The 26,223-nt window shown below is 67.8% G+C and carries 31 protein-coding genes and 1 tRNA gene; 8 read left to right on the top strand and 24 right to left on the bottom strand.

The window, feature by feature from the left end; all coding sequences use genetic code 11:
• Positions 1-4: 4 nt before the first annotated feature.
• Positions 5-442, top strand: coding sequence for a GFA family protein (locus GOY17_RS04255; protein WP_157029458.1), 438 nt, complete (start codon positions 5-7; stop codon positions 440-442).
• A gap of 45 nt (positions 443-487) precedes the next feature.
• Here GOY17_RS04255 and GOY17_RS04250 read toward each other — a convergent pair whose 3' ends face one another.
• Positions 488-907: a hypothetical protein gene (locus tag GOY17_RS04250; protein ID WP_157029457.1), complete on the bottom strand. Its 420-nt coding sequence runs from the start codon at positions 905-907 to the stop codon at positions 488-490.
• Between GOY17_RS04250 and GOY17_RS04245 the strand changes: the two genes are divergently transcribed.
• The 4 genes from GOY17_RS04245 (at position 891) to GOY17_RS04230 (ending at position 2,602) form a co-directional block, all read left to right on the top strand.
• Positions 891-1,289 (top strand): hypothetical protein, encoded by a 399-nt coding sequence (locus GOY17_RS04245; protein ID WP_157029456.1) that lies wholly within the window; start codon positions 891-893, stop codon positions 1,287-1,289. The two genes, GOY17_RS04250 and GOY17_RS04245, sit on opposite strands and share 17 nt — an antisense overlap.
• Positions 1,290-1,457: 168 nt before the next feature.
• Complete coding sequence (locus GOY17_RS04240) at positions 1,458-1,856, top strand: hypothetical protein (RefSeq protein ID WP_157029455.1); 399 nt, start codon at positions 1,458-1,460, stop codon at positions 1,854-1,856.
• Between the two features lie 78 nt (positions 1,857-1,934).
• Positions 1,935-2,207 (top strand): HU family DNA-binding protein, encoded by a 273-nt coding sequence (locus GOY17_RS04235; protein ID WP_115843733.1) that lies wholly within the window; start codon positions 1,935-1,937, stop codon positions 2,205-2,207.
• Between the two features lie 188 nt (positions 2,208-2,395).
• On the top strand, positions 2,396-2,602 hold the full coding sequence (locus tag GOY17_RS04230) for a hypothetical protein (protein ID WP_157029454.1): 207 nt from the start codon (positions 2,396-2,398) through the stop codon (positions 2,600-2,602).
• A gap of 297 nt (positions 2,603-2,899) precedes the next feature.
• Here the strand turns inward: GOY17_RS04230 and GOY17_RS04225 are convergent.
• From GOY17_RS04225 to GOY17_RS04130, 20 genes are all read right to left on the bottom strand, one after another.
• Positions 2,900-2,975 (bottom strand) — tRNA-Lys (locus GOY17_RS04225).
• Between the two features lie 120 nt (positions 2,976-3,095).
• The gene (queC, locus tag GOY17_RS04220) at positions 3,096-3,794 is read right to left on the bottom strand and encodes a 7-cyano-7-deazaguanine synthase QueC (RefSeq protein ID WP_157029453.1); all 699 of its coding nucleotides are present in this window, start codon (positions 3,792-3,794) and stop codon (positions 3,096-3,098) included.
• A 25-nt stretch (positions 3,795-3,819) separates the two neighbouring features.
• Complete coding sequence (queE, locus tag GOY17_RS04215; RefSeq protein ID WP_157029452.1) at positions 3,820-4,497, bottom strand: 7-carboxy-7-deazaguanine synthase QueE; 678 nt, start codon at positions 4,495-4,497, stop codon at positions 3,820-3,822.
• A gap of 17 nt (positions 4,498-4,514) precedes the next feature.
• Complete coding sequence (ybgF, locus tag GOY17_RS04210; RefSeq protein ID WP_181902856.1) at positions 4,515-5,318, bottom strand: tol-pal system protein YbgF; 804 nt, start codon at positions 5,316-5,318, stop codon at positions 4,515-4,517.
• Positions 5,319-5,327: 9 nt separating this feature from the next.
• Positions 5,328-5,837, bottom strand: a complete 510-nt coding sequence (gene pal / locus GOY17_RS04205; RefSeq protein ID WP_115843741.1) for a peptidoglycan-associated lipoprotein Pal — start codon at positions 5,835-5,837, stop codon at positions 5,328-5,330.
• A gap of 72 nt (positions 5,838-5,909) precedes the next feature.
• Positions 5,910-7,226: a Tol-Pal system beta propeller repeat protein TolB gene (gene tolB, locus GOY17_RS04200; protein WP_115843743.1), complete on the bottom strand. Its 1,317-nt coding sequence runs from the start codon at positions 7,224-7,226 to the stop codon at positions 5,910-5,912.
• Positions 7,227-7,383: 157 nt separating this feature from the next.
• Positions 7,384-8,355, bottom strand: coding sequence for a cell envelope integrity protein TolA (gene tolA / locus GOY17_RS04195; RefSeq protein ID WP_157029451.1), 972 nt, complete (start codon positions 8,353-8,355; stop codon positions 7,384-7,386).
• Complete coding sequence (gene tolR / locus GOY17_RS04190; protein ID WP_157029450.1) at positions 8,355-8,819, bottom strand: protein TolR; 465 nt, start codon at positions 8,817-8,819, stop codon at positions 8,355-8,357. The genes tolA and tolR overlap by 1 nt, the downstream gene beginning before the upstream one ends.
• Before the next feature lie 90 nt (positions 8,820-8,909).
• Complete coding sequence (tolQ, locus tag GOY17_RS04185) at positions 8,910-9,695, bottom strand: protein TolQ (protein ID WP_157029449.1); 786 nt, start codon at positions 9,693-9,695, stop codon at positions 8,910-8,912.
• Positions 9,696-9,786: 91 nt separating this feature from the next.
• Positions 9,787-10,221 carry a tol-pal system-associated acyl-CoA thioesterase gene (gene ybgC / locus GOY17_RS04180; protein WP_157029448.1) on the bottom strand — a complete coding sequence of 145 codons (435 nt, stop codon included), beginning with the start codon at positions 10,219-10,221 and terminating at the stop codon, positions 9,787-9,789.
• Position 10,222: 1 nt separating this feature from the next.
• The gene (gene ruvB / locus GOY17_RS04175; RefSeq protein WP_157029447.1) at positions 10,223-11,251 is read right to left on the bottom strand and encodes a Holliday junction branch migration DNA helicase RuvB; all 1,029 of its coding nucleotides are present in this window, start codon (positions 11,249-11,251) and stop codon (positions 10,223-10,225) included.
• Positions 11,252-11,341: 90 nt separating this feature from the next.
• The gene (locus GOY17_RS04170) at positions 11,342-13,270 is read right to left on the bottom strand and encodes a potassium transporter Kup (protein ID WP_157029446.1); all 1,929 of its coding nucleotides are present in this window, start codon (positions 13,268-13,270) and stop codon (positions 11,342-11,344) included.
• Positions 13,271-13,322: 52 nt separating this feature from the next.
• The gene (ruvA, locus tag GOY17_RS04165; RefSeq protein WP_157029445.1) at positions 13,323-13,913 is read right to left on the bottom strand and encodes a Holliday junction branch migration protein RuvA; all 591 of its coding nucleotides are present in this window, start codon (positions 13,911-13,913) and stop codon (positions 13,323-13,325) included.
• 169 nt (positions 13,914-14,082) lie between these two features.
• Positions 14,083-14,610, bottom strand: coding sequence for a crossover junction endodeoxyribonuclease RuvC (gene ruvC, locus GOY17_RS04160; RefSeq protein WP_157029444.1), 528 nt, complete (start codon positions 14,608-14,610; stop codon positions 14,083-14,085).
• Between the two features lie 30 nt (positions 14,611-14,640).
• Positions 14,641-15,369, bottom strand: a complete 729-nt coding sequence (locus GOY17_RS04155) for a YebC/PmpR family DNA-binding transcriptional regulator (RefSeq protein ID WP_157029443.1) — start codon at positions 15,367-15,369, stop codon at positions 14,641-14,643.
• A 37-nt stretch (positions 15,370-15,406) separates the two neighbouring features.
• Complete coding sequence (locus GOY17_RS04150) at positions 15,407-16,057, bottom strand: esterase/lipase family protein (protein ID WP_157029442.1); 651 nt, start codon at positions 16,055-16,057, stop codon at positions 15,407-15,409.
• A 52-nt stretch (positions 16,058-16,109) separates the two neighbouring features.
• The gene (locus GOY17_RS04145) at positions 16,110-16,619 is read right to left on the bottom strand and encodes a GNAT family N-acetyltransferase (protein ID WP_157029441.1); all 510 of its coding nucleotides are present in this window, start codon (positions 16,617-16,619) and stop codon (positions 16,110-16,112) included.
• 2 nt (positions 16,620-16,621) lie between these two features.
• Positions 16,622-16,897, bottom strand: a complete 276-nt coding sequence (locus tag GOY17_RS04140) for a DNA primase (protein ID WP_115843765.1) — start codon at positions 16,895-16,897, stop codon at positions 16,622-16,624.
• Between the two features lie 3 nt (positions 16,898-16,900).
• Complete coding sequence (gene aspS, locus GOY17_RS04135; RefSeq protein WP_157029440.1) at positions 16,901-18,700, bottom strand: aspartate--tRNA ligase; 1,800 nt, start codon at positions 18,698-18,700, stop codon at positions 16,901-16,903.
• A 106-nt stretch (positions 18,701-18,806) separates the two neighbouring features.
• Positions 18,807-19,112: an FmdB family zinc ribbon protein gene (locus GOY17_RS04130; protein ID WP_157029439.1), complete on the bottom strand. Its 306-nt coding sequence runs from the start codon at positions 19,110-19,112 to the stop codon at positions 18,807-18,809.
• A gap of 212 nt (positions 19,113-19,324) precedes the next feature.
• Here GOY17_RS04130 and GOY17_RS04125 point away from each other — a divergent pair, with 212 nt between their 5' ends.
• A complete protein-coding gene (locus GOY17_RS04125; RefSeq protein WP_157029438.1) occupies positions 19,325-20,221 on the top strand; it encodes a PhzF family phenazine biosynthesis isomerase in 897 nt (298 codons plus the stop codon).
• 313 nt (positions 20,222-20,534) lie between these two features.
• On the opposite strand, the gene GOY17_RS04120 is transcribed toward GOY17_RS04125, so the two are convergent.
• Positions 20,535-22,379 (bottom strand): ABC-F family ATP-binding cassette domain-containing protein, encoded by a 1,845-nt coding sequence (locus GOY17_RS04120; protein ID WP_157029437.1) that lies wholly within the window; start codon positions 22,377-22,379, stop codon positions 20,535-20,537.
• A gap of 201 nt (positions 22,380-22,580) precedes the next feature.
• On the opposite strand from GOY17_RS04120, the gene ybaL reads away from it, so the two are divergent.
• Together ybaL and GOY17_RS04110 are read left to right on the top strand one after the other, a co-directional pair.
• Positions 22,581-24,266: a YbaL family putative K(+) efflux transporter gene (gene ybaL / locus GOY17_RS04115; protein ID WP_115841464.1), complete on the top strand. Its 1,686-nt coding sequence runs from the start codon at positions 22,581-22,583 to the stop codon at positions 24,264-24,266.
• Positions 24,267-24,276: 10 nt separating this feature from the next.
• Positions 24,277-24,924 (top strand): YceH family protein, encoded by a 648-nt coding sequence (locus GOY17_RS04110; RefSeq protein WP_157029436.1) that lies wholly within the window; start codon positions 24,277-24,279, stop codon positions 24,922-24,924.
• A 3-nt stretch (positions 24,925-24,927) separates the two neighbouring features.
• On the opposite strand, the gene GOY17_RS04105 is transcribed toward GOY17_RS04110, so the two are convergent.
• Together GOY17_RS04105 and GOY17_RS04100 are read right to left on the bottom strand one after the other, a co-directional pair.
• The gene (locus GOY17_RS04105) at positions 24,928-25,689 is read right to left on the bottom strand and encodes an adenosylcobinamide-GDP ribazoletransferase (protein ID WP_425482287.1); all 762 of its coding nucleotides are present in this window, start codon (positions 25,687-25,689) and stop codon (positions 24,928-24,930) included.
• The gene (locus GOY17_RS04100) at positions 25,674-26,222 is read right to left on the bottom strand and encodes a histidine phosphatase family protein (protein WP_157031598.1); all 549 of its coding nucleotides are present in this window, start codon (positions 26,220-26,222) and stop codon (positions 25,674-25,676) included. The genes GOY17_RS04105 and GOY17_RS04100 overlap by 16 nt, the downstream gene beginning before the upstream one ends.
• Position 26,223: the final 1 nt, after the last annotated feature.

The following is a 26,223-nucleotide window of genomic DNA, read 5'->3' as shown; positions in this document are numbered from 1 at the left end:
TGGAATGTCGGATGAAACGATTTTTGAAGGCGGCTGCCTGTGCGGCGCGATCCGCTACCGCGCGACGGCCGAACCGCTGCGCGGTGTGATCTGCCATTGCGGGATGTGCCGGCGTCATTCGGGCGCACCGGCGCTGGCGTTCGTGCATTTCCCGGCGACTGCCTTCACGTGGTCGGGGATGGAGCCGACGTGGTTCCGCTCTTCGGCGAACGCCGAGCGCGGCTTCTGCGCCCGGTGCGGAAGCACGCTCGGGATGCGCGAAGCGGTACTCGCCGACCGCGTTCAGGTCTGCGTGGGAAGCCTCGATGAGCCGGATCGAGTACGTATCGATGACCACGTCTGGACACGTTCGCGCATCGCGTGGTTCGACGCCCGCGACACGTTGCCGCGCTTTTCGCGCAGCAGTACGGCGGTGGCGAGTCAGGCGACCGGGGACGACTGAATCGATTCGCCCTTGGGTCAAGGCGAAAAGATCTGTGGCGTTTGCTCACTGAACTTGAGACTTATCTGAAGACGCCACGGTACGGTTGACCGAAAGCTTCGACTGTTTGCCGCTCGTGCCATTGCTCTTTGCCGCACGGGTGATGCGGCAATTTTCTGAATCCGGTGTAAAGCCGGCGGTCGTTCGAACGCTTCCCACCGCGTCGCACCCGTGTCCGCGGACGCCGCACTTTCTTCCTGGATTCAGCGCTTTGCGCACGAGAAACGCAATCTCGCGTGCGCCGACATCCTCGACGCAAAGAAAACTTCGCATTGATGGTTTGCACGGCGGCGAAAAATGCTTAGCCCCTGATCGAAACGACATGGGGTCAAGAAATGAGAAGCCGCAGCTGTTCCTGCCCATGCCGTGCGCTACGTGGCTCGCGCCGCGCTCGGCAGGTGCTTTGATCATGCCGACGACGATCAATCGCGGAGCCGGTTGGGTCGTGTATGAGGATGACGCGTCGTTCGGGTCACCATGCCGGTTGCTGTCGTTGCTGCCGGCCCATCGCAGCGTCGCGTCGATCGCGCGCTATGCCGAGCAGGTGTATGTCGATCGCTATGCATCGCTGGACGAGCGCTTCGCCTACAAGCGCCGGCCGCAGGATTCCCGGTTTGCCGCCAAGACGGATCCGCGCCATGGCGGCATCTACGTCGGCCAGTCCCCGCGGTTCGTCGGCGTCTACGCGCAGCGGATCATTTCGCACGCCGGCGTACTGGAGTTCTGGTACCGCATCGCCACCGATCGCGGAACGCCCGGCCCCATCTTCGAGTGCCGCATGTTGCGCCTCCCCGTGCCGGGTGTCTGATGCGATGACACCGGAGGCAATGGCATGAGGCACGCGCTTCGTCGGCAAACGCGCCCTTCCGCGCCCGCGCATTCGCCCGTGGATGAAGAATCGCCCTTACGAAGCGACACCGTGCCCGCCCCGTCGGACGGACGCGCGACCTGCCGGGACGTACGGGGAGTCGACGCAATGGACCAGAGCGCGGGCTGGGTGATCTACGAGGACTACGGCAATCGGGAGGAGCCAAGACGGCTGCTCTCCCTGTTGCCGGCCCACAACAGCTACGCCTCGGTGGCGCGGATCATGGAACGGATGTACGCCGAGCGCTTCGCATCGATGGAAGAACCGGTTCCCTCCTCCGGAAGACGGCCACGGCGACCGCGTTTCATGGCGCAGAAAGACGCCGTCGACGGTGCGATCTACGTCGGCCACCTGCCCGTCTACATCGGCGCCTACGCCCATCGCCTGCGCGTGACCGAGTCGACGCTGGAGTTCTGGTACCGGATCGCCACCCAGGCCCAATCGGCCCGACCGGTCTTCGAGGACCGCCACCAGGTGCTCGCCATTGGCTGGAAATTCCCGCCCTGAGCCGGTCCGGCGGGCCTCGGACATGAGACATCGGCGGCTAGCCTGTATGCTACGCGGCCCTTCCAATCAGGAATCCGCATGAACAAGGCACAGCTGGTCGAGTCCATCGCCGAGCGTTCGCAGCTCACCAAGTCCCAGGCCGAGGCGGCGCTCAATGCGCTGGTCGAATCCGTCACCGCCACGCTGAAGAACGGCGAAGCCGTGACCCTGGTGGGCTTTGGCACCTTCGAGGCGCGCAACCGCGCCGGCCGCACCGGCCGCAACCCGAAGACCGGCGAGGACATCGTGATCCCGGCCACCATCGTGCCGGCGTTCAAGCCGGGCAAGGCCCTCAAGGACGCGCTGAAGTAAGCGCCCTTCGCGATGCATGCGGCGGCTGCCGCCGCATGCATCGTCCATTCATGGTTCGCCGATGTGGTCGCTCCATCGCGCATGAACCCATGTAAAACCGCTGCGCCGGCGTCTTAACGCCTGGGACGCGCCGGGTCCATCGTTTGCACTCCGATGCATGCGCATCGATTCCGCAACACGAGGCCCCCATGAACCGCATCGATGACTATGCCGCGCTTCGCGCCGCATTCGCCATGGGCGCACGCATCCAGGCCTGGCACCTGGACGAGAGCGCCCGCAATTCCGCGCAGGGACGCTGGGACACGCTGCCGACCGATCGCGAACCGGCTTTCTCCTGCCCGGCCCATCTGTATCGCGTGCACCCGGACGACATTCATCTGCTTTCGGCGGACTAGGCGTCGGCAACTTTGCTTCGTTGCCGCGGATGACGTACGTGGCAAACACACGTTGTTGGCTGGGAGGTTCGCGGTTGGATCGCGTGTCGTGTTTTGCGCGGTATTGGTGATTCCGGCGCGTCGAGATTGCTCCGACCTGCGCATTCGGCACCATTGGCAACCATCCGGCTTGGTCGCGATATTCACGCACGCATGCAGTTGGCCGGTACTACGACGATTGCAAACAAGCGAAGTCGAGTGACAGGTCAGGTCGCCGCACAGAACTACGAACTGGCGGTGCGTTGCGTCTGTCGAAACTGGTGGGCCGTGATGGATTCGAACCATCGACCAGCGGATTAAAAGTCCGATGCTCTACCGACTGAGCTAACGGCCCACTTGAAGATCAGCGTCCGCGGTGCGGAGCGCGTTACCGGCGTTGCGCCGGGGCGTGCATTCTAGCGCAGGGCGCCGTGACGGTGCAGGTGACGCGTGCCCGTCGCGTGCGAGGCCTCGTTCAGACGTAACGCGTGGGATCGGCGACACCGGCCGCGGCGAAACCTTCGGCACGCAGGCGGCACGCATCGCAATGGCCGCAGGCGCGGCCCTCGTCGTCGGCCTGGTAGCACGAGACGGTCTGCGCGAAATCCACGCCCAGGCGCACGCCTTCGCGCACGATGTCGGCCTTGCTCATGAACTGCAGCGGCGCGTGCACGCGGATGCCTGCGCCTTCCACACCCGCCTTGGTGGCGAGGTTGGCGAGTTTCTCGAAGGCCTCGACGAATTCCGGTCGGCAGTCGGGATAGCCCGAGTAATCCACGGCGTTGACGCCGCAGAAGAGGTCGTTCGCGCCCAGCACTTCGGCCCAGCCCAGCGCGACCGACAGCATGATCGTGTTGCGTGCCGGCACGTACGTCACCGGAATCGCGTCCTTCGTCGCGTCCTGTCCGACGGCGTGACCATCGGCGTCGGTCGGCACGGTGATGGTTTCGTCGGTCAGCGCGGACCCGCCGATGCTGCGCAGGTCGACGTTGACCGTCTTGTGCGCGACGGCGCCGAGCGAATCGGCGACGCGCTGCGCGGCATCGAGTTCGGACGTGTGGCGCTGCCCGTAGCGGACGCTGAGCGCGTGCACGTCGAAGCCCTGCGCGCGAGCGATGGCGACGACGACGGCGGAGTCCATCCCGCCCGAAACCAGGACGACGGCTTTCTTCATGGCGTTTCCTCGAAAACGAACCGGCTCAGCGGCCGGGCTCGTCGTTCCACAGAATCTTGTGCAGTTGCAGCTGGAATCGCACCGGCAGGCGCTCGGCGACGATCCAGTCGGCCAGGTCGCTCGGCTTGATCTGGGCGAAACTCGGCGAGAACAGAACGTCGCAGACGTCCGTCAGGCGATGCTCCGCGACGATGCCTCTCGCCCAGTCGAAGTCCTCGCGCGAGCAGATCACGAACTTCACCTGGTCGTGCGGCGTGAGCAACGGCAGGTTCGACCAGAGGTTGCGGTGCACCTCCATCGAACCCGGCGTCTTGATGTCGAGCACGCGCGACACTCGCGGGTCCACGTCGGCAATGTCGATCGCGCCGGAGGTTTCCAGCGAGACGTCGTAGCCCTCGTCGCAAAGGCGCTTGAGCAGGCTGATGCAGCGCTTCTGCGACAGCGGCTCGCCGCCGGTCACGCAGACGTGCCGCGCGCCGTGGCGGGCGACCTCGGCCAGGATGTCGTCGATCTGCCACCACTCGCCTCCATGGAAGGCATAGGCGGTGTCGCAGTATTGGCAGCGCAGCGGACAGCCGGTCAGGCGGACGAAGACGGTCGGCCAGCCGATCGCGCGTGCTTCGCCCTGCAGGGACAGGAAGATTTCGGTGATGCGCAGCCGGTCGGACGATGCGACGGCCGCATCGGGGGGGACGGCGTTCATCCCGCCATTTTAGCGGATCAGCGCAGCCGGCCGAGCTGGATCGCGTTGAGGCGGTCGCTGGCGGTGCGGGCGGCGTCGGTGCCGGGGTATTTGGTCGACACGTCGGCGAGCGTGCGCTCGGCGGCCTCGACCTGCTTCTGGTTGAACTGCGACAGGCCGATCTTGAGCATCGCGCCCGGGGCCTTGTCGTGGGTCGGGTAGCGGTCCAGCAGCGACTGGAACTGCAGTTGGGCCATCTGGTAGTTCTGGGTGACGTAATAGCTTTCGCCGAGCCAATAGAGCGCGTTGGGCGTGTAGGCGCCTTCCGGGTGGGTTTCGATGAAGGCCTGGAACAGGCGGGCCGACTCGACGTAGTCGCCGCCCTTGAGCGCGTTGAACGCGGCGTCGTAGGCCACGCGCTCATCGCCGCTCTTGGCGATCGCACCCTTGTCGCCGTAGACCGCCGGCGGGCGGTCCTTGGCCGATGCCGACGGCGCGGCGGGCTTGCTGCCCGCCGGCGCCGGCGTCGCACCGGGAGCGGGCGGGACGACCGCGCCGCTCTCCAGGCGATTGATACGACCGTCCAGATCCAGGTACTGGGCCTTGGAGCTCTGCATCAGCTGCTGGTTCTGCTGTTGCAGTTCCTCGACCTGGGAACGCAGGGCCTGGATCTCGTTGCGCAGCTGGGTGACCTGGTTGAGCAGGTCGACGTTGCCCTGGTTGTTGGCCGCCTGCTGTTCGAGAACAGTCACGCGATCGGCCAGGCTGGCGCGCTGCGCAACGGCAGGCGCAGCGGCCACGAGGGCCGCTGCGAATGCCATGGCGAGTACGGTCTTGCGGATCATCAACGCTTACTTGGCGGTGTAGACGATCTCGACGCGACGATTCTTGGCCCAGCAATCCTCGTTCGAGTCGGTGCAGACCGGACGCTCTTCGCCGTAGCTGGTCACGGTGATCTGGCTGCCCGAGCCACCGTTGGCCTGGATGGCCGACGACACGGCATTGCCGCGGCGCTCGCCCAGACCCAGGTTGTACTCGCGGCTGCCGCGCTCGTCGGCGTGGCCTTCCAGCGTCATGCGCGACGACGGACGGTCGCGCAGGTACTTGGCGTGGCAACCGACGATGGCCTGGAATTCCGGACGCAGGGTGTCCTGGTCGAAATCGAAGTACACGACGCGCTGGCGCAGGCAGGCGTCCGTGTCGAGGTCGGCCGGGCCGTACACGCCCGAGGTGGCGGGCTGCTCGGTCTGGGCCGGCGGCGGGGTGGTTTCGGCAACCGGGGTTTCCTTGACCTTCTTGGAGCAGGCCACGGCCGCGGTGCAGAGCACGGCGGCGAGCAGGACGCGAGTGGTGTTATTCATGGTTATTCCTCGTCAAAACGGGCGTGGGTCAGATCGGGGCAAATTGCTAAGTTAATACACCGCTTTCGTATATCAACGCGGCAAACGGAACGGCCCCCAGGCCGGCTCACGCACGTCCCCATCCGCCAGCACCAGGCGCTGGCGCACCCGGCCGTCGGACGATACGGCGTAGAGCACGCCCCGGCGGCCCTCGCGCGCAGCATAAAGGATCATCGCGCCATTGGGGGCAAAGCTCGGCGACTCGTCCAGCGAGCCGGGCGAAAGTGTGCTCCAACGCGCAGCGCCGAGGCTGCTGTCCATCAGCGCGATGCGGTAGTTGTTGCCGTTGCCCTGCGCGGTGGCGATCTTCTTGCCGTCGAAAGACACGCTGGCGCTGGCGTTGTAGCTGCCCTGGAAGGTCACGCGCGTGGCGCTGCCGCCGCTGGACGGGACCGAATAGATCTGCGGACGGCCGCCGCGGTCGGAGGTGAAGTAGATCGTGCCGCCGTCGGCGCTCCAGGTCGGTTCGGTGTCGATGGCGAAGTGGTTGGTCAGCTGGGTCAGGTTCTTGCTGCCCAGGTCCATCACGTAGATCTCCGGATTACCCGTGCGCGACAGCGTCAGCGCGAGGCGACGGCCATCCGGCGAGAACGACGGCGCACCGTTGATGCCGCGGTACTTGGCGACCAGTTCTCGCGCGCCGGTGGAGATGTTCTGGATGTAGATCGACGAGTTCCCGCCTTCGAAGCTGACGTAGGCGAGGCGGTTGCCATCCGGGCTCCACGAAGGCGACAGCAGTGGTTCGGGCGAGCGCACGACGGTCTGCGGATTGAAGCCGTCCGAGTCGGCGACCATCAGCGCGTACTGCGCGGCGCGACCGGTGCCGGTGGCCGTGACGTAGGCGATGCGGGTGAAGAACGCGCCGCGCACGCCGGTGATCTTCTCGTACACGGCGTCGGCGATCTGGTGCGCGACATCGCGCATCGCATTGGCGCGTGCGGTCAGCGCGAAGCCGAGCAGGCGCTGCTGCTTGGCCACGTCGAACAGTTCGTACTCGACGCGGAAACTGCCGGCACCGGCATCGAGCACGCGGCCGACGACGATGTAGTCCTGGTTGAGCGCACGCCAGGTGGGATAGTTGATCTCCCCGCCGCGCGTGGGCTTCTCGGTGATGTCGGCCGCCGGCAGCGGACGGAACTGGCCCGAGCGCGCCAGGTCGGCGGCCACCACTTCGGAGACGTCCGTCTGCGGTGCGGTCGCGCTGCCCTGATAGGGCATCGGCACGACGGCGATCGGCATGGCCGCGGCGTTGCCGCCGACGATGTCGATCTCGAGCCCTTGCTGGGCCATGGCGGACAGGGGCAGCAACAGGGCGAGCAGGGAAGCCAGCCAGGCGAGGGATCGTTTCATCGGCACTCCAGTCTTCAATCCGTTCCGGTCGGCGGACCGCGCGAGGCAATCCGTTCAGCTTTGTAATTGTTAACGCCGGCAGGTGAACGCCGCCTCAAAGCTGAACCCCGCGACGGCGCACCGAGCGCCCCGCCGCCGCGAGGCCGCCCGAGCGGCCTCAGCGGTCCTGCGCGGTGAAGTTCAGCGTCAGGTTGCGGGAGAACACCGATTCGAAGCCGGCGTACGGCAGCGGCTGGGCCTTTAGGACAGCGGCCTCGATCGAGCGCCGGCCCTGCTCATCGTAGGCGCAGGGCGATGACACTTCCGCGCTCATCACCTGCCCGCCCGGGAGCTGGCGGATCAGCAGCGTGCAACGCGCGCCCACCGGCACCGTTTCCGGGCGGGTCCATTTGGCGAGGATCGCTTCCTGCAGCGCCGCGGCGTAGCGCGCCTTCAATCCGGTGTCGACGCCGTTGTTGCCCGGAGGCGGGCTGGCGGCGTCGCTGCCGCTGCTCGGCGAGGTTTCGGATGACTGGCGCGCGCGGACGTCCGCGATCTGACGCAGGCGCTGTTCGGCGAGGTTCGCCTCGCGTGCGGCCTGCTCGCGCTTCTTGCGGATCTCGGCGAGCTTCTGCTGGCGTTCCTGTTCCTGCTGTGCGGCCAGGCGACGCTGCTGCTCGACTTCCTGCTGGCGCTTCTGCTCGGTCAGGTCGACCTGCTCCTGCTTGCGCTTGAGCTCCTGCGCCTTCTTTTCTTCGGCGGGCGTCGGCGTGGGCGTTTCGACGACCGCTTCCTGGTTCTCGGTGTCGGGCACCGGGATGAAATCCTGCGGCGCCTGTTGTGGCGGCGCGACGGCGTCCTGCGGCACCGGCTCGGGCAGCGGCTGCGGCAACGGCGCGACGTCCTCGGGCTCCGGCGGCGGCGGAATTTCTTCCTCGACCGGCTTGGGACGATCGCGCAGCGTACGCTGCATCGCCGGCGACAGCGCGTTGGCGTCGATCAGTTCGGCCGCCACCGGCGAGCCGGCCACGGACACCGGCGCACTGGAACGCGTCCAGAACAGGCCGATGAACATCAGCCCGAACAGCAGCACGTGCAGCAGCAGCGCCGCGACGATCGCCTGCGTGGTGTCGGCGCGCGTTTCCCGCATCAGCGACGGCCCTGGTTGGCCTGGCCGAGCGTGGCCTGATCGGGCTGGCTCATCAGCCCGACCTTCTTGACGTTGGCGCTTTGCAGCAGCACCAGCGCATCCATCACCTTCTGGTAGTTGGCCTTGGCGTCGCCGGCGACGAAGACCGCCACGTCGGGATTCTGCGACACGATGCCGCGGACCTTCGCGGTGAGGGTTTCGGCGGTCACGGCTTCATTGCTGCCGGCCTTGACCGTCAGGAAGTAGTTGCCCGACGCGTCGACGCTGACGATTACCGGGTCCTTCTTTTCCTGGATCGACTTGGCGTTGGATTGCGGCAGGTCGATGTCCACGCCCAGGTTCAGCAAGGGCGCGGTGACCATGAAGATGATGAGCAGCACGAGCATGACGTCGATGTACGGCACGACGTTGATCTCGGCCTTGAGCTTGCGCTTGCGATGGCGGCGCGCGTTGATTCCGGCCATGGCTTCCTCAGGTGGCCCGGCGCGTCAGCGACCAGGGCGGCAGTTGAAGAGTCCGCACGACGGCGTGCGGGCTTTTGCGAGGGACTCGCATCAAACCTCGTCGACCTGGCGCTGCAGGATCGAGGAGAACTCTTCGGAGAACGCGTCGTAGCGAACAGCGATGCGCTCGACCTTGGTCGCGAAGCGGTTGTAGGCCCACACCGCCGGGATTGCGGCGAACAGGCCCATCGCGGTGGCGACCAGCGCTTCGGAGATGCCCGGCGCGACGGTGGCGATCGTCGCCTCCTTCATGTTCGCCAGGCCCTGGAACGAAATCATGATGCCCCACACCGTGCCGAACAGGCCGACGTACGGGCTGATCGAACCGACGTTGGCGAGGAACTCGAGGTTGTGTTCGAGGCCGTCGATCTCGCGCGAACCGGTGGCCCGCATGGCGCGCTGCGCGCCTTCCAGCTGCATGCGGCTGTCGGCGCCGCGGCGCTGGCGCAGGCGGCTGAACTCGCGGAAGCCGGCTTCGAAGATCGCTTCCAGGCCGGAGATGTCGCGATTGCGCTCGGTCGAACCGGCGTAGAGCTTGGACAGTTCGGCGCCGGACCAGAAGCGCTCCTCGAACTGGTCGGCCTCGCGCGCGGCGCGGTCGAGCACGCGCTTCTTGCGGAAGATGATCACCCACGAGGCGATGGAACCGAACAGCAGCAGCAACATCACCAACTGCACCGGGATACTGGCGTGCAGCACCAGGGTGAGCAGGTTGAGGCTGTTGTCGCCGGCGGCACCGGCCGTCACGGCCTGCGCGGCATTGGCCGCGGCGTTGGCGGCGTCTTCCGGAAGGGCCTCGACCGTCGTGGCCTGCAGCGCGGTCAGCAGTGGCGTCATGCTTGGTTCTCCGTGCCCGTCGTGCGGGACTGATTGCAACGAATGTCTTTAACGGACGACTGTCGTTTCGGGGTGAATGCCCGGACGCCGCTCAACGCGGCCGTTCGAGCGACTTGAGCTCGTCCAGCAGCGGCGAGGGAATCCCGCGCGGGCGGAAACCGGCGGCATCGAGCGCCGCCACGCGCACCTGCGCGGTCAGCAGCACCTCGTCGCCGCGGCGGATCGTCTGCGCGAATACCGCGCTCGCGCGCCGGCATTGCGTGAGCTCGACTTCCACTCCCAGCGCATCGTCCAGTCGCGCCGGCTTGAGGAAATCGATCTGCATCGCACGCACCGCGAACACCAGGTCGTGTTCGCGCCGCAGCAGTTCCTGGCCGTAGCCGTGGGCGCGCATCCACTCGGTGCGGGCGCGCTCCATAAAGGCCAGGTACTGCGCGTGATAGACCACCCCACCCGCGTCGGTATCTTCCCAATAGACGCGTGTCGGCCAACTGAACGTCGCCCCAATCGTCGTTGCTTGCGACACGTCAGGCCTCCTCGAAGAGTCCGCCCGGGCCGGGCTTGGGCTTGAGGCCGATGTGCCGATAGGCCTTCGGCGTAGCCATGCGGCCGCGGGCGGTACGGATCAGGAAACCCTGCTGGATCAGGTACGGCTCGATGACGTCCTCGATCGTCCCGCGCTCCTCGCTCAGCGCCGCGGCCAGCGATTCCACCCCGACCGGTCCGCCGTCGAAGGAATCGACGATGGTGTGCAGCAGGCGGCGGTCGATGTCGTCGAAGCCTTCCGGATCGACTTTGAGCATCGCCATGGCCGCGTCGGCTACTTCGCGCGTGATCGCCCCGCCCGCGCGCACCTGCGCGTAATCGCGGACGCGGCGCAGCAGGCGGTTGGCGATGCGCGGCGTGCCGCGCGAACGGCGGGCGATTTCCGCCGCGCCTTCGGGTTCGCACGAAATGCCGAGGATGTGCGCCGAGCGCCGCACGATGCGCGTGAGTTCCTCGGCGTTGTAGAACTCCAGCCGCTGCACGATGCCGAAGCGGTCGCGCAGTGGCGCGGTGAGCAGGCCCGCGCGCGTGGTCGCGCCGATCAGGGTGAACGGCGGCAGGTCGAGCTTGATCGAACGGGCGGCCGGGCCCTCGCCGATCATGATGTCGATCTGGTAGTCCTCCATCGCTGGATAGAGCACTTCCTCGATCGCCGGCGAGAGGCGGTGGATCTCGTCCACGAACAACACGTCGTGCGGCTGCAGGTTGGTCAGCAAGGCCGCCAGATCGCCCGCCTTCTCGATCACCGGGCCCGAGGTCTGGCGCAGGTTGACGCCGAGCTCGTTGGCGATGACATGGCTCAGCGTGGTCTTGCCCAGGCCCGGCGGCCCGAAGATCAGCACGTGGTCCAGCGCCTCGCCGCGCGCCTTGGCCGCCTCGATGTAGATCTTCATCTGCTCGCGCACCGGCTGCTGGCCGAGGTACTCGTCCAGGCGCTTGGGGCGGATCGAGGCCTCGATGGCCTCGTCCTCGCGCGTGGCGCCGGCGGCGATGATGCGGGAATCGTTCATCCGGTTATGTTCGCATGCGTGGCGCATGCGGCACAGGGACATGCCTCACAACGGCAGGCCTCACGAGGCCGCTGGCACGCTCCGTGCCGGTCAGATCTCGACCTGCGCGCCCAGCTCCACCAGCCGGTTGCCCGGAATCCGGAAGAAACCCGTCGCCGGCGCTGCGTTGCGGTGCATGAAGGCGAACAGGCGGTCGCGCCAGATCGGCATGCCGCGGTGGCGGCTGGCGACCACGGTTTCGCGGCTGGCGAAATACGTCGTGTCCATCGGATCGAAATAAGTGCCGCCGGCGTCGCAGGAGCGCATCAGCGCGAGCGGCACGTCGGGCACTTCCATGAAGCCGAACCGGATCAGCACGCGGTAGAAGTCCTCGCCGGCGATGGACTCGATCTTCAGGCGCTTTTCCTTCGGCGCGTACGGAATGTTCAGCGTTTCCACCGTCAGGAACACGTTGCGCTCGTGCAGCACCTTGTTGTGCTTGAGGTTGTGCAGCAGCGCGTGCGGCACCACGCCCTTGTCGGCGGTCATGAAGATCGCCGTGCCCGGCACGCGCACGGGCGGCGCGAGCATTAGGCCGGGAAGGAAGGTGTCCAGCCCAATGCCTTCCTTGCGGACTTCGTCGTGCAGGAGTTCGCGACCGCGGCGCCAGGTGCGCAGCAGCGTGAACACGACCACGCCCAGCAGCAGCGGGAACCACGCGCCGTCGAAGAACTTCGCGCCGTTGGCGAAGACGAAGCCCACGTCCACCACGAAGAACACCAGGCACAGCGGCAGCACCCAGGTGCGCCAGCGCGGCCACAGCGCGCGCGCGACCAGCGCCAGCAGCAGCGTGTCGATCAGCATCGTCGCCGACACCGAGATGCCGTACGCCGTCGCCAGCGCGGTGGAGCTGCGGAACGCCAGCACCACCGCCAGCACCGCGATCATCAGCAGCCAGTTGATGCCCGGCACGTAGATCTGGCCGATGGTTTCGCGCGAGGTGTGCTTGATCTGCATGCGCGGCAGGAAGCCCAGCTGCATGGCCTGCCTGGCCACCGAATATGCACCGGTGATCACGGCCTGCGAGGCGATGACCGCCGCCATCGTCGCCAGGATGATCATCGGATACAGCGCCCACGGCGGCACGGCTTCGAAGAACGGGTTCTTCACCGCTTCTGGGTGCGCGAGCACGAATGCGCCCTGGCCCAGGTAGTTCAGCGTCAGGCACGGCAGCACCATGAAGTACCAGCCGTGGCGAATCGGACGCGCGCCGAAGTGGCCCATGTCGGCGTACAGCGCCTCGCCGCCGGTGACCGCCAGCACCACCACGCCCAGGATCATCACCGACAGGGTGCCGTGCTCCATGAAGAAGCGCATGCCCCACATCGGATTGAGCGCGGCCACCACGGCCGGCGCCTTGGCGATGTTGTAGATGCCGATCGCCGCGAGCGACAGGAACCACACCAGCATCACCGGGCCGAACACGCGACCGACCTTCTCGGTGCCGAAGCGCTGTGCGAGGAACACCAGGACCAGAATCACCACCGACAGCGGCACGATGAAGCGGTGCAGCCCGGGCGCGGCGATTTCCAGGCCTTCCACGGCGCCCAGCACGGTGATCGCCGGCGTGATCACGCTGTCGCCGAAGAACAGCGACGCGCCGAAGATGCCGAGGATGCCCACCACGTACGCCGATCGCGAACCCTTCGGCAGCGTGCGCTGGGCCAGCGCCATCAGCGCCATGATGCCGCCCTCGCCCTGGTTGTCGGCGCGCATGATGATGGTGACGTACTTGGCCGTCACCACGATCATCAGCGCCCAGAACACCAGCGACAGCATGCCCAGCACCGTCGCCTCGTTCACCACCATGCCCAGACGCTCGGCGAAGTGCGGCGAGAAGGCTTCCTTCAGCGTGTACAGCGGGCTGGTGCCGATGTCGCCGAAGACGACACCGATCGCGCCAACGATGAGGCCGGCCAGCCCCTTGCCCTGGCCGTGATCGTGGCCATGGCTGCGCGAATCGGATGCGGGAAGGGACATGGGATGGGATCGACAGGGGCGACGCCGGAACGCCGCAGATCTGGTGTGGGTGTCAGCGAAGCGCGGACTTTAGCGCTTTGCGGATGATGGCGGCAGCGTCGTCGCCGGCCTCGGTGGCCTCGCGCGCCATGCGCACGGCCTCGGCAGGCTTGTAGCCCAGCTGCTGCAGGGCGATCACGGCTTCGCTCTGCGCGTCGCCGGCAGCGCCCGGCACGTTCAGCGTCGCGCCGACGCCGGCGAGATCGGCCGCGCGATCGCGCAGTTCCACGACCATGCGTTCCGCGGTCTTCTTGCCGATGCCCGGGATGCGCGTCAGCGCGGTGATGTCGCCGGCCTGCACCAGGCGGGCGAACTCGTCGACCGACACGCCCGACAGCACCGCCAGCGCGATCTTCGCGCCGATGCCGGAGACCTTCTGCACGTCGCGGAACAGCCGGCGCTCGCCTTCGCGCAGGAAGCCGTACAGCGACACGCTGTCTTCCTTCTGCGCGTAATGCGTGAACAGCGAGACTTCGCGGCCCAGGTCCGGCAGGTCGTAGAACGTGCTCATCGGCGCCTCGAGTTCGTAACCGACGCCGTTGACGTCCACTACGAGCCAAGGCGGCTGCTTCATCACGAGCGTGCCTTTGAGGCGACCAATCATGGTGAAGCCTCCGACGACTGCCACCCTTGGCGATGCGCGACAGGCTTCGGCAAGCCCTGCCCGACCATCCATGGCCGGGCGCTCAGCGACGCGCGAGCCAGTGGCTCGCAAGCGCGTCGCTTCGCCCACGGCGGCTGCTTCATCACGAGCGTGCCTTTCAACCTTCCGATCATGCTCCGCGTCTCCGCAACAGATGGGTCGCCACGCCCGTGCGCGCCGCGGTGGCGCTCATGTGGGCGTGGGTCAGCGCGATCGCCAGCGCGTCGGCGGCGTCGGCCTGCAGTTTCATGCCGGGCAGGTTCAACAGCAGGCGCACCATGTGCTGGACCTGCTCCTTGTCGGCGGCGCCGCGGCCGACCAGGGACTGCTTGATCACGCGCGGCGCGTATTCGTTGACCGGAAGCCGCCGGCGAACGACCGTCGCCAGAGCGGCGCCGCGCGCGTGGCCGAGTTTCAATGCCGAAGTCGCCGACTTCGCCATGAAGACGGTCTCGATCGCGATCTGCTGTGGCTGCCACTCATCCAGCAGCGCTTCGAGCCCGTCGCACAGCAGGCCCAGGCGCGACGGGAAATCCTCCGCTTCCAGCAGCACCAGCGCCTGCGCGTGCACGTAGGTGCAGCGGCCGTCGGGCGCGACGTCGATGACGCCGACGCCCGTGCGCTGCGAGCCGGGATCGATGCCCAGGATGCGGGTCATCACGTGGTTTGCCTGCGTCCGACCCTCAGGTCAGGCGTAGGCGCCCTCGTCGAGATCGGCGTTGGAATAGACGTTCTGCACGTCGTCCATGTCTTCCAGCCAGCGCAGCAGCTTCACGACCTGCTGTGCGGTTTCGCCGGCCACGGCGATGTCGTTGTCGGCGCGCATCGTCACTTCGGCGAAATCCGCCGTCAGGCCGGCGGCTTCCATGGCCGACTTCACGCCGGCGAAGGCGTCCGGCGCGGTCACCACGTCGATCGCGCCGTCGTCGTAGACGACCACGTCGTCCGCGCCCGCGTCGATGGCCAGCTCGGTGATCTTCTCTTCGTTCGCGCCGGCGGCGAAGGACAGCACGCCAAGCTTCTTGAACATGAAGGACACCGAGCCGTCGGTGCCGAGGTTGCCGCCGAACTTGCCGAACGCATGGCGCACGTCGGCCACGGTGCGGACCTTGTTGTCGGTCAGGCAGTCCACGATCACGGCCACGCCGCCCGGGGCGTAGCCCTCGTAGCGGATCTCCTCGTAGACCACGCCTTCCAGCTCGCCGGTGGCCTTCTTGATGGCGCGCTCGATCACGTCCTTGGACATGTTGACCGACAGGCCCTTGTCGATCGCCGCGCGAAGGCGCGGATTGCCCCCCGGATCGCCGCCGCCGCTGCGCGCGGCCACGCCGATCTCGCGGATCACTTTGGTGAAGATCTTGCCGCGCTGCGCGTCGACCGCGTTCTTGCGCGCCTCGATGGAGGGACCTCTGCCCATGGAACCGTCCAGCTTCAATCGTTCGAAGCGGGGAATTTTACTCGATACCGCCGTCGCTGCCGCGCGCCGGGAAGCGGCCGTCGCGGAAGAAACCGACCGCCAGCTGCAGCGCATCGGGCGAGAACAGCAGGCCGGTATGGCTGGTGGGGATCACCACGTGGTCGGCGAGCCCCTCCAGGCGGGTTTCCTCGACGGCGACGGTGCCGTCGTTGTCGCCGTCGAAACGGCCGAAGTAGCGGCCCAGGCCCAGCGGCGTGCGGCCGGCGACCATCCCGACCGCGGCCTGTCCGCGCCACGGCTGGCAGCCGCTGCGCAGCAGGCGGGCGCTGCGCCCGAGGTACGGCTTGCTCCACGCCTGCCCCGCCAGCGTCTGCGCCGCCGCGCTGCCGCGCAGGGGCGAGCCGAGGCATACGACGCGCCGTACCGGCAGATCCGGCTCGGATTCCAGCGCGGTGAGCGTCACCAACCCGCCGAGGCTATGCGCCAGCACGTGCGCCGGCCGCTTGCGAAGGCGCTGGGCCAGCATCGGCAGCGCCGCCTCCGGCCCGCCGGCGATGGTCGGGTAGCCGAACAGTTCGGTCGCGAAACCCGCCTCCCGCAGCCGCCGCGCCAGCCAGTGCATGGACAGCCGCGGCATCCAGAGGCCGTGGATCAGCAGGACCCGGCGGGGTTCGGCGTGGTCGGTCATGAAAGTGGGGGTGTGGGCGCCGGGGCCGGAATCAACGGCCGTCCCGCGAGCGTCAGGCCCCGCGCCGCAGGATGAACTCATGGTCGCGCGTATTGCCGACCACGAAGTCGTAATCGCCCACGCGCTCGAAGCCGTGCCGCGCATAGAACCGCTGCGCACCGTGGTTCTCGCTCCACATGCCGATCCACAGCGTGCGTGGGCCGTCGCGAAGCAGCCACGCGAGCGCCGCATCGAACAGGCGCGAACCGCGCCCGCCGCCCTGGTGTTCCTGCAGTACGTAGAGGCGTTTCAGCTCGCCGTCGCCGGGCGCGACGTCCGCATGCGGCAGCGAGCACGCGCCCGCCGTGGCGTAGCCGATGGCGACGCCGTCGCGTTCCAGCAGCCACGTCGCGTACGCAGTATCGGAAAGCAACGAGGCCCACGCCGCGGGGGCGTAGGCCTCGTCGAGGAAATGCGACAGATCCTGCGGCGGATACAGATGGCCGAAGGTCTGGGTGAAGCACGTCGACGAAAGCGCCGACAGCGCCTGCGCATCCGAAACCGTCGCGCGACGCAGCTCCATCCTTACTGGTCGTCCTCTTCCTCGTCCTCGTCGGACTCTTCGTCTTCCTCGTCCTCTTCGGCGTCTTCGTCCTCTTCTTCGTACTCGTCGCCGAAATCCTCACCGTCCCAGCGGAACTGGTCGTCCGGCACGAACGCCAGCGACACCACGCCGGCCACGCGCGTGCGCACCAGCCAGCCGCCGAACACCTGCGCGCGCTCGGTCACCAGGCCCGCGCCAGCGGCCGAACCGGCTTCGCCGAGGGCTTCCCACTCCAGGTCAAACGGAACTTCGCTCATCGTTTACTTCCCTTCCTGCTTTTCACGGATCTGGATGTGCACTTCCGCCAGCTGCTTGTCCGGCACCGGCGACGGAGCGCCAGTCATCAGGCATTGCGCGGTGGTGGTCTTGGGGAACGCGATCACGTCACGGATCGACTCGGTGCCCGCCATCAGCGCGGCGATGCGGTCGATGCCGAACGCGATGCCGCCGTGCGGCGGCGCGCCGAACTTCAGCGCGTCGAGCAGGAAGCCGAACTTGCCTTCAGCTTCTTCCGCGCCGATGCCCAGCAGGTCGAACACCGCGCTCTGCATCTGCGAGTTGTGGATGCGGATCGAACCACCGCCGATCTCGTTGCCGTTGAGCACCATGTCGTAGCCGCGCGACACCGCGGTCTTCGCATTGGCGCGCAGGTCGTCGATCGAATCCACGGCCGGCGCGGTGAACGGGTGATGCAGGGCGACGTAGCGGTTCTCCTCGTCGTCCCACTCGAACATCGGGAAATCGGTGACCCACAGCGGCGCCCAGCCTTCCGCCACGAGGCCGAGGTCTTTCGCGACCTTCAGACGCAGCGCGCCCATGAAGTCCGACGCCGACTTGTACGTCGCCGCGCCGAAGAAGATCGCGTCGCCGGTGGTCGCGCCGGTGGCCTGCACGATCGCGGCGAGCGTCGCGTCGTCGAGGAACTTCGCGATCGGCGAGTTGATGCCTTCGCGGCCCTTCGACGCGTCTTCGACCTTCATCCACGCCAGGCCCTTCGCGCCGAACTTGCCGGCGTAAGCGGCGTAGTCGTCGATCTGCTTGCGGCTGAGCGTCGAGGCGCCCGGCACGCGCAGCGCGACGACGCGGCCGTCCTCATGGTTCGCCCAGTCGGTGAAGACCTTGAACTCGCACGACTTCACCAACTCGGCGATATCGGTGAATTCCAGCGCGATGCGCAGGTCCGGCTTGTCCGAACCGTAGCGGCGCATCGCCTCGGCGTAGGTCATGCGCGGGAATTCCGCCGCGAGCTCGACGCCCATCACGTCGCGGAACACGACGCGGATCATTTCCTCGACCGTGTCCTGCACGTCGCGCTCGGACACCCACGCGAACTCCATGTCGAGCTGCGTGAATTCGAGCTGGCGATCGGCGCGCAGCGCCTCGTCGCGGAAGCAGCGTGCGATCTGGTAGTAGCGGTCGAAGCCCGCCATCATCAGGATCTGCTTGAACAGCTGCGGCGACTGCGGCAGCGCGTAGAACTCGCCCGGATGCATGCGCGCCGGCACGAGGAAGTCGCGCGCTCCTTCCGGCGTGGCCTTGGTCAGGATCGGCGTCTCGATGTCCTGGAAACCGCGCTCGTCGAGGTAGCGGCGCAGCGCCTGCACCAGCTTGATGCGCGTGCGCATCATCTTCTGCATCTCGGGGCGGCGCATGTCGAGGTAGCGGTACTTCAGGCGGATGTCCTCGCCCGGGTTCTCGTGCGCGTGGAACGGCAGCGGCTCGGCCTTGTTGAGCACCTCGATTTTGGTCGCGACGACTTCGACCTGGCCGGTGCGGATCTTCGCGTTCACCGATTCGCGCTTGCGCACGACGCCGGTCACGCGCAGGCAGTCCTCGTAACCGACATTGGCGGCGGTAGCGATCACGGCCGCATTGGCCTCGCCTGCGCCCAGCGCCGCATCCGTCGTCGGCTCGGCCACGATCTGCACGATGCCCTCGTGGTCGCGCAGGTCGATGAAGCAAAGGCCGCCGAGGTTGCGGGCGACGTCGGCCCAGCCGCACAGAGTGACGGTCTGGCCGATCAGGGCCTCATCGACGAGGCCGCAGAAATGGGTACGCATGGGGGCTCCAGGTTTCGCGATCCGGCCGCGTGGCCGGAGAACTGCGCATTTTAGCGGCAGCCGCGGGCACCGGAGCGAGCTTCGCGCCGGTGCTCGCCCCCGAGCCTCAGGTGGAGGGCTTGGAGGCCGGCGTGTCCGCCTTCTTCTCCGCCGGTTTGCTCTCGGCGGGCTTGGACTCGGACTTCGGCGCCGAACCGGCGTCGCCGGCCAGGTTGCGCTTCTTGTCGCCGTCCTTCTTGAAGTCGGTCTCGTACCAGCCGCCGCCGGCAAGGCGGAACTGCGGGGCGGTCAGCTGCCGGCGCACCTGCGGTGCTCCGCAGGACGGGCAGTCGACCGGGTCGGCGTCGGACATCTTCTGCAGGCGGTCGAAGGAGTGGCCGCAGGCGGCGCATTCGAAGGCATAGATCGGCATGGCACGACGGGCGTTGCGAAGTCAGGCGGGCATTCTGGCGGCGAATGCGGGGTTTTCAAGCTCCCGAGCGTTTCCCGGGGCCGCGAGCCCGCCCGCGGGCGGTCCCGCGAGCCGGATCGGCGACCGCGACAATCCCGCAACCCACCGTCCCACGCCGCTTGCGCGCCGGACGGGCATCCTAGACTTCGCCCTCCCCCGAGCAGGAACACGGAATGGCCCCGCTGCGCATCTACCGGATCGACGCCTTCACCACCGCACGCGGCGAAGGCAATCCCGCCGGCGTGGTCACCAACGCCCGCGGCCTCGGCGACGCGCAGATGCAGGCGATCGCCGCCGAACTGGGCCACTCCGAGACCGCCTTCGTCCTGCCTGCGCAAGGCGACGACCATGACCTCCATGTGCGTTTCTTCTCGCCAACCACCGAAGTGCCGGTGTGCGGGCACGCCACGGTCGGCGCGCACTTCGCGCTCGCACTGGAAGGCGGCACGCGCGGCGTGCGCCGGCAGCTCACCGGCGCCGGCGTCCAGCAGGTGGAAACGCGCGAGGACGCCGACGGCATCGCGGTCCGCATCCACCAGAACCCGCCGACCTTCGACGAGCCCTTGTCGGATGCGCTGGTGCGCGAACTCGCCGACGCGCTGGGCCTGGCCTTCGACGAACTCGATCCACGCGGCCCGGTGCAGTTCGTGAGCACGGGCCACGGCAAGCTGATGGTGCCGATCCGCAGTCGCGAGCGGCTGCGCACGCTGCGCCCCGACATGACGCGGCTGGCGGCGCTGGACGAGCGCACCGGCACGCGCGGCTATTTCGTTTTCACGCTCGATGTCGCGCCCGACGACGACGCGCTGACGCACGGGCGCATGTTCGCGCCGGGCATCGGCATCGAGGAAGACCCGGTGACCGGCAACGCGAACGGGCCGATGGGTGCGTGGCTGGTGAAGCACGGGCTGCTGCCGGCGCGCGACGGCGAGGCCCGTTTCCGTGCGCGCCAGCGCAATGGCGCCGGGCGCGGTGGTTTCATGGACGTCGCCGTGACCGTGCGGGACGGTAAGCCGGTCGCGGTGGCCATCGAGGGGCGTGCGGTGCTGGGGGAGATGATTGAACGCTGAGCGCGGAGTAGTCGTCGTGCCGTCGACGCCTTTTCACCGTCATCCCGGCGAACGCCGGGATCCAGGGCGTCACGCCATCTCCCGTCCGCGTCCGCACTTGTAGGTCCAGCGAACGCTGGAACCCATCCTGATCTTGCGCGCTGCACGATCCATCAGACGTGATGCGCCGGATGGATGGATTCCCGCCTTCGCGGGAATGACGGCTTCAAGACAAGCTGGCCCCATCCGGCGTGACGCGCCGGAAACCTGGATTCCCGCCTTCGCGGGAATGACAGCTTCAAAGAGTTTCAGCTGATCGCACGCGTGACAGCGATTACGCGTCGTACAACCCCAGCAACGCTTCTTCCGCCTTCGCCAGTTCGGCGGCGACCTGGTCGCGCTGCTTTGACAGCGCCGCCGCGTCGGTGCCGCCGCCGGTGTACTTGTCGGGGTCGGCGAGGTCGAGGTCCAGCGTGTGCAGCTTCGATTCCAGCTCCGCCACGCGCGCCTCGGCCTGTGCGAGCTTGTGCGCGTTGACCTTGGGGCCCTTCGATGCGGTCTTCGGCGCGGGGGCGGCGGCGACCGGCGCCTTCGGCTTTTCCGCGGCGGAATCGCGCGTGCGCAGCCACACGGCGTACGCATCGAGGTCGCCGTCGAACGGCTGCGCGACGCCATCCGCCACGCGCCAGAACGTCTCGCACACCAGGCCGATGAGATGGCGATCGTGCGACACCATCACGATGGCGCCGTCGAAACTCGCCAGCGCTTCGGCCAATGCTTCGCGCATGTCGAGGTCGAGGTGGTTGGTCGGCTCGTCGAGCAGCAGCACGTTCGGCTTGCGCCACGCGATTAGCGCCAGCGCCAGTCGCGCGCGCTCGCCGCCGGAGAATCCGTCGACCGATTCGAACGCGCGATCGCCCGGGAAATTCCACTTGCCCAGGAAGTCGCGCAGCTGCTGCGTGGCCACGCCCGGCGCAATTTCGCCAAGGTGATCGATCGGGCTGGTGCCTTCCTTCAGCGATTCCACCGTGTGCTGCGCGAAGTAGCCGATGCGCAGGTCCGGATGGCCGCCGCGCTCGCCAGACAGCAGCGGGATCTCGCCCACCAGCGACTTCACCAGCGTCGACTTGCCGGCGCCGTTCGGGCCCAGCAGCGCGACGCGATCGCCGGCTTCGAGCACGAAGCGGATGTTGTCGAGCACGACGTGGTTGCCGTAACCGCAATCGGCATCGGAGATACGCAACAGCGCGTGCGGCAGCTTCGCCGGCGCGGGGAATTCGATGCGCAGCGCGCGCTCCACGCGCACGGCTTCGGTGTTCTGCATCTTGGCCAGGCGCTTGACGCGCGACTGCGCCTGCTTGGCCTTCGCGGCGCTGGCGCTGAAGCGGTCGATGAAGCTCTGCAGGTGCGCGCGCTCGGCCTGCACCTTTTCGTGCGTGATCTGCTGCAGGCGCAGGTGCTCGGCGCGCTGGCGCTCGAACGCGGTGTAGTCGCCCGTGTAGAGCTTGCCCTTGCCGTCGTGCAGGTGGAGCGTGTGCGTGGTGACCTCGTCGAGGAACTCGCGATCGTGCGAGATCAGCAGCAGCGTGCCCGGATACTTCAGCAGCCACTGCTCCAGCCAAAGCACGGCGTCGAGGTCGAGATGGTTGGTCGGTTCGTCGAGCAGCAACAGGTCCGACGGCGTCATCAGCGCACGCGCGAGGTTCAGTCGGACGCGCCAGCCGCCGGAGAATTCCTTCACCGCGCGTTCGTGCGTATCGGGCGTGAAGCCCAGGCCGTGCAGCAGCTTGCCGGCGCGCGCGGTGGCGTCGTAACCGCCCAGTTCTTCCAGCTTGTGGTGCGCCTCGGCGACCGCTTCCCAGTCCTCGCGCGCCATCGCATCGCGCTCCATGGCGATGGCCGCGTACACGGCCGCATCGCCGGAGAGCACGAAATCCAGCGCCGGATCGTCCAGTGCCGGCGTTTCCTGCGCGACGCTGGCGATGCGCACGCGCGCGGGGATGTCGATGTCGCCCTGGTCGGCTTCGACCTCGCCCTGCAGCGCGGCGAACAACGACGACTTGCCGGTGCCGTTGCGGCCGATCACGCCCACGCGCCAGCCCGCATGCAGGGACAGGTCGACGTTGGACAACAGCAGGCGCTCGCCCCGGCGAAGGGCGAAATTGCGGAAGGAAATCACGGGACGGGTCGCGCAGATCGGATGCAATCCGGGCCGCGTAGTCTAAAGGCTCGGCCCGCTGCACGGGCGCCGCGGTTGCCACTGACCCGCGATTGACGCGCCTTGACGCAATCTGCTGCCTCGGCGGCGGCGTGCGGACTTGCGGGTTGCATGGATCCGGTCCGGCCCACATCCTGAACAGGATCCCTCATCGGAGAGCCGATGCACCACACGTCCCTCATCGCGATCCTCGTGGCCGGCTTCGTGCTGGCGTTCGTCTTCGGCGCGATGGCGCAGAAACTGCGCCTGTCGCCCTTGGTGGGTTACCTGCTCGCCGGCGTGGTCGCCGGCCCGTTCACGCCCGGCTTCGTGGGCGACCAGACCCTCGCGCCGCAGCTGGCGGAGATCGGCGTGATCCTGCTGATGTTCGGCGTGGGACTGCATTTCTCGCTGCGCGACCTGCTCGACGTGAAGGCGATCGCCCTGCCCGGCGCGCTGGCGCAGATCGCGCTTGCCACCGCGCTGGGCTGGGGCATGGCGTTGCTGCTGGGCTGGTCGCACGGCGCGGGACTGGTGTTCGGCCTGTCGCTTTCGGTCGCGAGCACCGTCGTGCTGTTGCGCGCGCTGGAGGAACGGCGCCTGGTGGAAACCGGCCGCGGCCGCATCGCGGTGGGCTGGCTCATCGTCGAGGACCTCGCGATGGTGCTCGCGCTGGTGCTGCTGCCGGCGCTGGCCGGCCTGCTCAAGGGCGGCGACACCAGTGCCGTTGCGGTGTGGGAAGCGCTGTTCAAGACGCTGGCAAAGGTCGGCGGTTTCGTCGCGGTGATGCTCATCGTCGGCCGCCGCGTGATTCCCTGGATCCTCGAGCGCGTGGCCGGCACCGGCTCGCGCGAGCTGTTCACGCTGTGCGTGCTCGCCATCGCGCTGGGCGTCGCGTTCGGTTCGGCCGGGCTGTTCGGCGTGTCGTTCGCGCTGGGCGCATTCTTCGCCGGCATGGTGCTCAACGAATCCGAATTCAGCCACCAGGCGGCGAACGAAACGCTGCCGCTGCGCGATGCGTTCGCGGTGCTGTTCTTCGTCTCGGTCGGCATGCTGTTCGATCCGATGATCCTGATCGAACGCCCGCTGCAGGTGCTGGCGACGTTCCTGATCATCGTGGTGGGCAAGTCGATCGCGGCGTACGCGATCGTCCGTGCGTTCGGCAAGCCGCGCAACACGGCGTTACTGATCTCCACCAGCCTGGCGCAGATCGGCGAGTTCTCCTTCATCCTCGCCGGCCTCGGCCTGCAGCTGGAAGTGCTGCCTAAGGAAGGCCAGGACCTGATCCTCGCCGGCGCGCTGCTGTCGATCATCGTCAACCCGATCCTGTTCGCCTGGCTCGACCGCCGCGAGGCGCGCGAGGAAGCGCTGCGCGAAGACGTCGTCGAAGAGCACATGTACCCGCCGATCGCGCCGGACCTGCGCGACCACGTGATCCAGATCGGCTACGGGCGCGTCGGCAGCGAACTGGGCCGGCTACTTACCGAACGTGGCGTCGGGCTGGTCGTGATCGACGGCGAGGAAGACCTCGTCGCGCGCGCACGTGCCGCGGGCATTCCCGCAATCCGTGGCAATGCGGCCAACGAACGCGTGCTGCGCGAGGCCGCGCCGGAGCGCGCGAACACCGTGATGGTCGCCATTCCCAATGCACTGGAGGCCGGCGAGATCATCGCGCGGCTCCGCGAAATCAATCCGGCGCTCACCATCGTCGCGCGCGCGCACAGCGATGCGGAAGTGAAGCACCTGCTGCAGCACGGCGCCGACGGTGCGGTGATGGCCGAACGCGAACTTGCGCACAGCCTCGCTGAGATGGTGATGGCCACGCCGCACTACCGCGGATCGCGGCACCTGCCGCCGGCAACCGCCTGAGGAAACACGCATGACTGAAGAAGCTGCACCGCAGTTGTCGCCGATCGACGCGCGCATCCTCGCGTCGCTGTTCGAGAAGGAAGCGACGACGCCCGACGCCTATCCGCTCACGCTCAACGCGATCGTGCTCGCGTGCAACCAGAAGACCGCACGCGAGCCGGTGATGGAGCTCGAACCGGGCGAAGTCGGCAACGCGCTGCGCCGACTGGAAACGCGCGGCTGGGTGAAGTCGCAACACACGGCGCGCGCGGAACGCTATTCGCATCGCCTCGAAGCCGTGCTCAGCCTGACGCGACCGCAGACGGCGCTGCTCGTCCTGCTCATGCTGCGCGGCCCGCAGACCGCGTACGAGTTGATGTCGCGCACCGATCGCCTCGCGCGTTTCGAGAACATCGAGGACGTGCAGCACGCGCTCGAACGCCTGTCGCGCCGCTCGCCCGCGCTCGTCGTTGCGCTGCCGCGGCAGTTGGGCCAGCGTGGCGAGCGCTTCGCGCATCTGCTCAGCAGCGAGCCGGATCCGGGCGTGATGTCGTCTGCGCCAAGCGGCGCAGGCGCGTCATCTTCCCCGATGTCGGAGCGCGTGACGGAGCTGGAGCAACGCGTGGCGGAACTGGAAGCACGGTTGAGCGCGCTCGAATCCGCACGCGACGCGGGCTGAGCGTCAGACGTCCGGCATCAGCGCGATGCCGAGCAGCACGACTGCTTCGATCATCTCCACCAGCCCGCCCGTCGTATCGCCGGTAATGCCGCCGAGCCGGCGCACGCACGCGCGTCGCCACAGCAGGAAAACGATCGTCGCGAGGGCGAGCGCAAGCGCGCCCCGCATGCCCGCGCTCGCGCATGCCGCGGCGCCCAGCAACAGCGCGACCGCGCATCCGGCGCGTGGCGCATTCGTGAGACCGCTCCCCAGGCCGCCGCTTCGCACGTAAGGCGTGGTCACGAATGCGATCGTCGCGGCCATCCGCGCGAGCAACGGCGCGAGCCACAGCCATGTCCACGCATCGGCCGGCAGGCTCGCCAGTGCCGCGAACTTCATCAGCAGCACGAGAACGAGCGCGGTCACGCCCGCCGGTCCGCAGCGCGGATCCTTCATGATTTCGAGCGTGCGGGCGCGCCGCTGGTCCCACGTGCCGCCCATGCCGCCGATCCACGCGTCGGCGCTGTCGGCCAGCCCGTCCAGGTGCAAGGCGCCAGTGATCGCGACCCACGCAAGCAGCACGATGGCCGCAACGAGCAGCGGCTTCGCTGTAGGCAAGGCCCAAACGAGCGCGCACAACAACGTGCCGATGAGCACGCCGACCAGCGGGTACCACGCGAGGGATTGCGACCTCGCCAAAGCATCGTCGAACACGCGTGCCGGAACCGGGATGCGCGTGAGGAAACCGATCGCGACCAGCAGACCGCGCATCACGCCGGCGGCCATGCGATCGGATGCAGCGACGCATGCGGCACGTCGATGCCGGCCATGTCGCCGAAGTCGCGTCGCTCGGCCACGCAGCGCAGCAGGCGGATCGCCCCGCCATGCGTGATTACGAGCACGCGGCCGTGCGCGGCCATCTCGGCGATGTCGTCCATCGCCGCCGCAAGACGCGCACGGAACTGCGCGAACGTCTCGCCACCCGGCGGCGGGTTCGCCACGGGATCGGCCCAGAAGCGTCCAAGTGCGTCGCCCTGCTCCTGCGCGAGCGTCTCGATCGGCACGCCTTGCCACTGTCCGAAATGGTATTCCGCCAGCCGCGCATCCAGATGCAGGGGCAAACCGCGCGCGTTCGCCAGCTCGCGCGCGAACCGAGCGCAGCGTTGCAGCGTCGAGGACACGATGTGCGTCCACTCGCGCCCGATCACTGCCTCGCGCAATTGCGACCAGCCCAGTTCGATCAGCGCGTCATCCAGCTGGCCGCGATAGCTGCGCTGGCCCGTGTCGCCGTGGCGCAGCAGCTCGATGTTTCCTGGCAAG

The organism is Lysobacter soli (assembly GCF_009755585.1).
GTDB classification, from domain to species: Bacteria; Pseudomonadota; Gammaproteobacteria; order Xanthomonadales; family Xanthomonadaceae; genus Lysobacter_J; species Lysobacter_J soli.
The sequence above is the reverse complement of the archived record's forward strand: the minus strand, read 5'-3'. Positions and strand labels throughout refer to the sequence as shown.

Coding starts and splice junctions, on each gene's coding strand:
- GOY17_RS04145 (WP_157029441.1), bottom strand. CDS start 16,619: ATGGAGCTGCGTCGCGCGACGGTTTCGGATGCGCAGGCGCTGTCGGCG.
- ruvC (WP_157029444.1), bottom strand. CDS start 14,610: ATGACCCGCATCCTGGGCATCGATCCCGGCTCGCAGCGCACGGGCGTC.
- GOY17_RS04230 (WP_157029454.1), top strand. CDS start 2,396: ATGAACCGCATCGATGACTATGCCGCGCTTCGCGCCGCATTCGCCATG.
- GOY17_RS04245 (WP_157029456.1), top strand. CDS start 891: ATGCCGACGACGATCAATCGCGGAGCCGGTTGGGTCGTGTATGAGGAT.
- GOY17_RS04130 (WP_157029439.1), bottom strand. CDS start 19,112: ATGCCGATCTATGCCTTCGAATGCGCCGCCTGCGGCCACTCCTTCGAC.
- GOY17_RS04110 (WP_157029436.1), top strand. CDS start 24,277: ATGACTGAAGAAGCTGCACCGCAGTTGTCGCCGATCGACGCGCGCATC.
- ybaL (WP_115841464.1), top strand. CDS start 22,581: ATGCACCACACGTCCCTCATCGCGATCCTCGTGGCCGGCTTCGTGCTG.
- GOY17_RS04240 (WP_157029455.1), top strand. CDS start 1,458: ATGGACCAGAGCGCGGGCTGGGTGATCTACGAGGACTACGGCAATCGG.
- GOY17_RS04170 (WP_157029446.1), bottom strand. CDS start 13,270: ATGTCCCTTCCCGCATCCGATTCGCGCAGCCATGGCCACGATCACGGC.
- GOY17_RS04255 (WP_157029458.1), top strand. CDS start 5: ATGTCGGATGAAACGATTTTTGAAGGCGGCTGCCTGTGCGGCGCGATC.
- tolB (WP_115843743.1), bottom strand. CDS start 7,226: ATGAAACGATCCCTCGCCTGGCTGGCTTCCCTGCTCGCCCTGTTGCTG.
- GOY17_RS04105 (WP_425482287.1), bottom strand. CDS start 25,689: ATGGCCGCCGGCGTGATGCGCGGTCTGCTGGTCGCGATCGGTTTCCTC.
- pal (WP_115843741.1), bottom strand. CDS start 5,837: ATGAATAACACCACTCGCGTCCTGCTCGCCGCCGTGCTCTGCACCGCG.
- aspS (WP_157029440.1), bottom strand. CDS start 18,700: ATGCGTACCCATTTCTGCGGCCTCGTCGATGAGGCCCTGATCGGCCAG.
- GOY17_RS04125 (WP_157029438.1), top strand. CDS start 19,325: ATGGCCCCGCTGCGCATCTACCGGATCGACGCCTTCACCACCGCACGC.
- GOY17_RS04235 (WP_115843733.1), top strand. CDS start 1,935: ATGAACAAGGCACAGCTGGTCGAGTCCATCGCCGAGCGTTCGCAGCTC.
- tolA (WP_157029451.1), bottom strand. CDS start 8,355: ATGCGGGAAACGCGCGCCGACACCACGCAGGCGATCGTCGCGGCGCTG.
- queC (WP_157029453.1), bottom strand. CDS start 3,794: ATGAAGAAAGCCGTCGTCCTGGTTTCGGGCGGGATGGACTCCGCCGTC.
- GOY17_RS04155 (WP_157029443.1), bottom strand. CDS start 15,369: ATGGGCAGAGGTCCCTCCATCGAGGCGCGCAAGAACGCGGTCGACGCG.
- ruvA (WP_157029445.1), bottom strand. CDS start 13,913: ATGATTGGTCGCCTCAAAGGCACGCTCGTGATGAAGCAGCCGCCTTGG.
- tolR (WP_157029450.1), bottom strand. CDS start 8,819: ATGGCCGGAATCAACGCGCGCCGCCATCGCAAGCGCAAGCTCAAGGCC.
- GOY17_RS04140 (WP_115843765.1), bottom strand. CDS start 16,897: ATGAGCGAAGTTCCGTTTGACCTGGAGTGGGAAGCCCTCGGCGAAGCC.
- GOY17_RS04150 (WP_157029442.1), bottom strand. CDS start 16,057: ATGACCGACCACGCCGAACCCCGCCGGGTCCTGCTGATCCACGGCCTC.
- tolQ (WP_157029449.1), bottom strand. CDS start 9,695: ATGACGCCACTGCTGACCGCGCTGCAGGCCACGACGGTCGAGGCCCTT.
- queE (WP_157029452.1), bottom strand. CDS start 4,497: ATGAACGCCGTCCCCCCCGATGCGGCCGTCGCATCGTCCGACCGGCTG.
- ruvB (WP_157029447.1), bottom strand. CDS start 11,251: ATGAACGATTCCCGCATCATCGCCGCCGGCGCCACGCGCGAGGACGAG.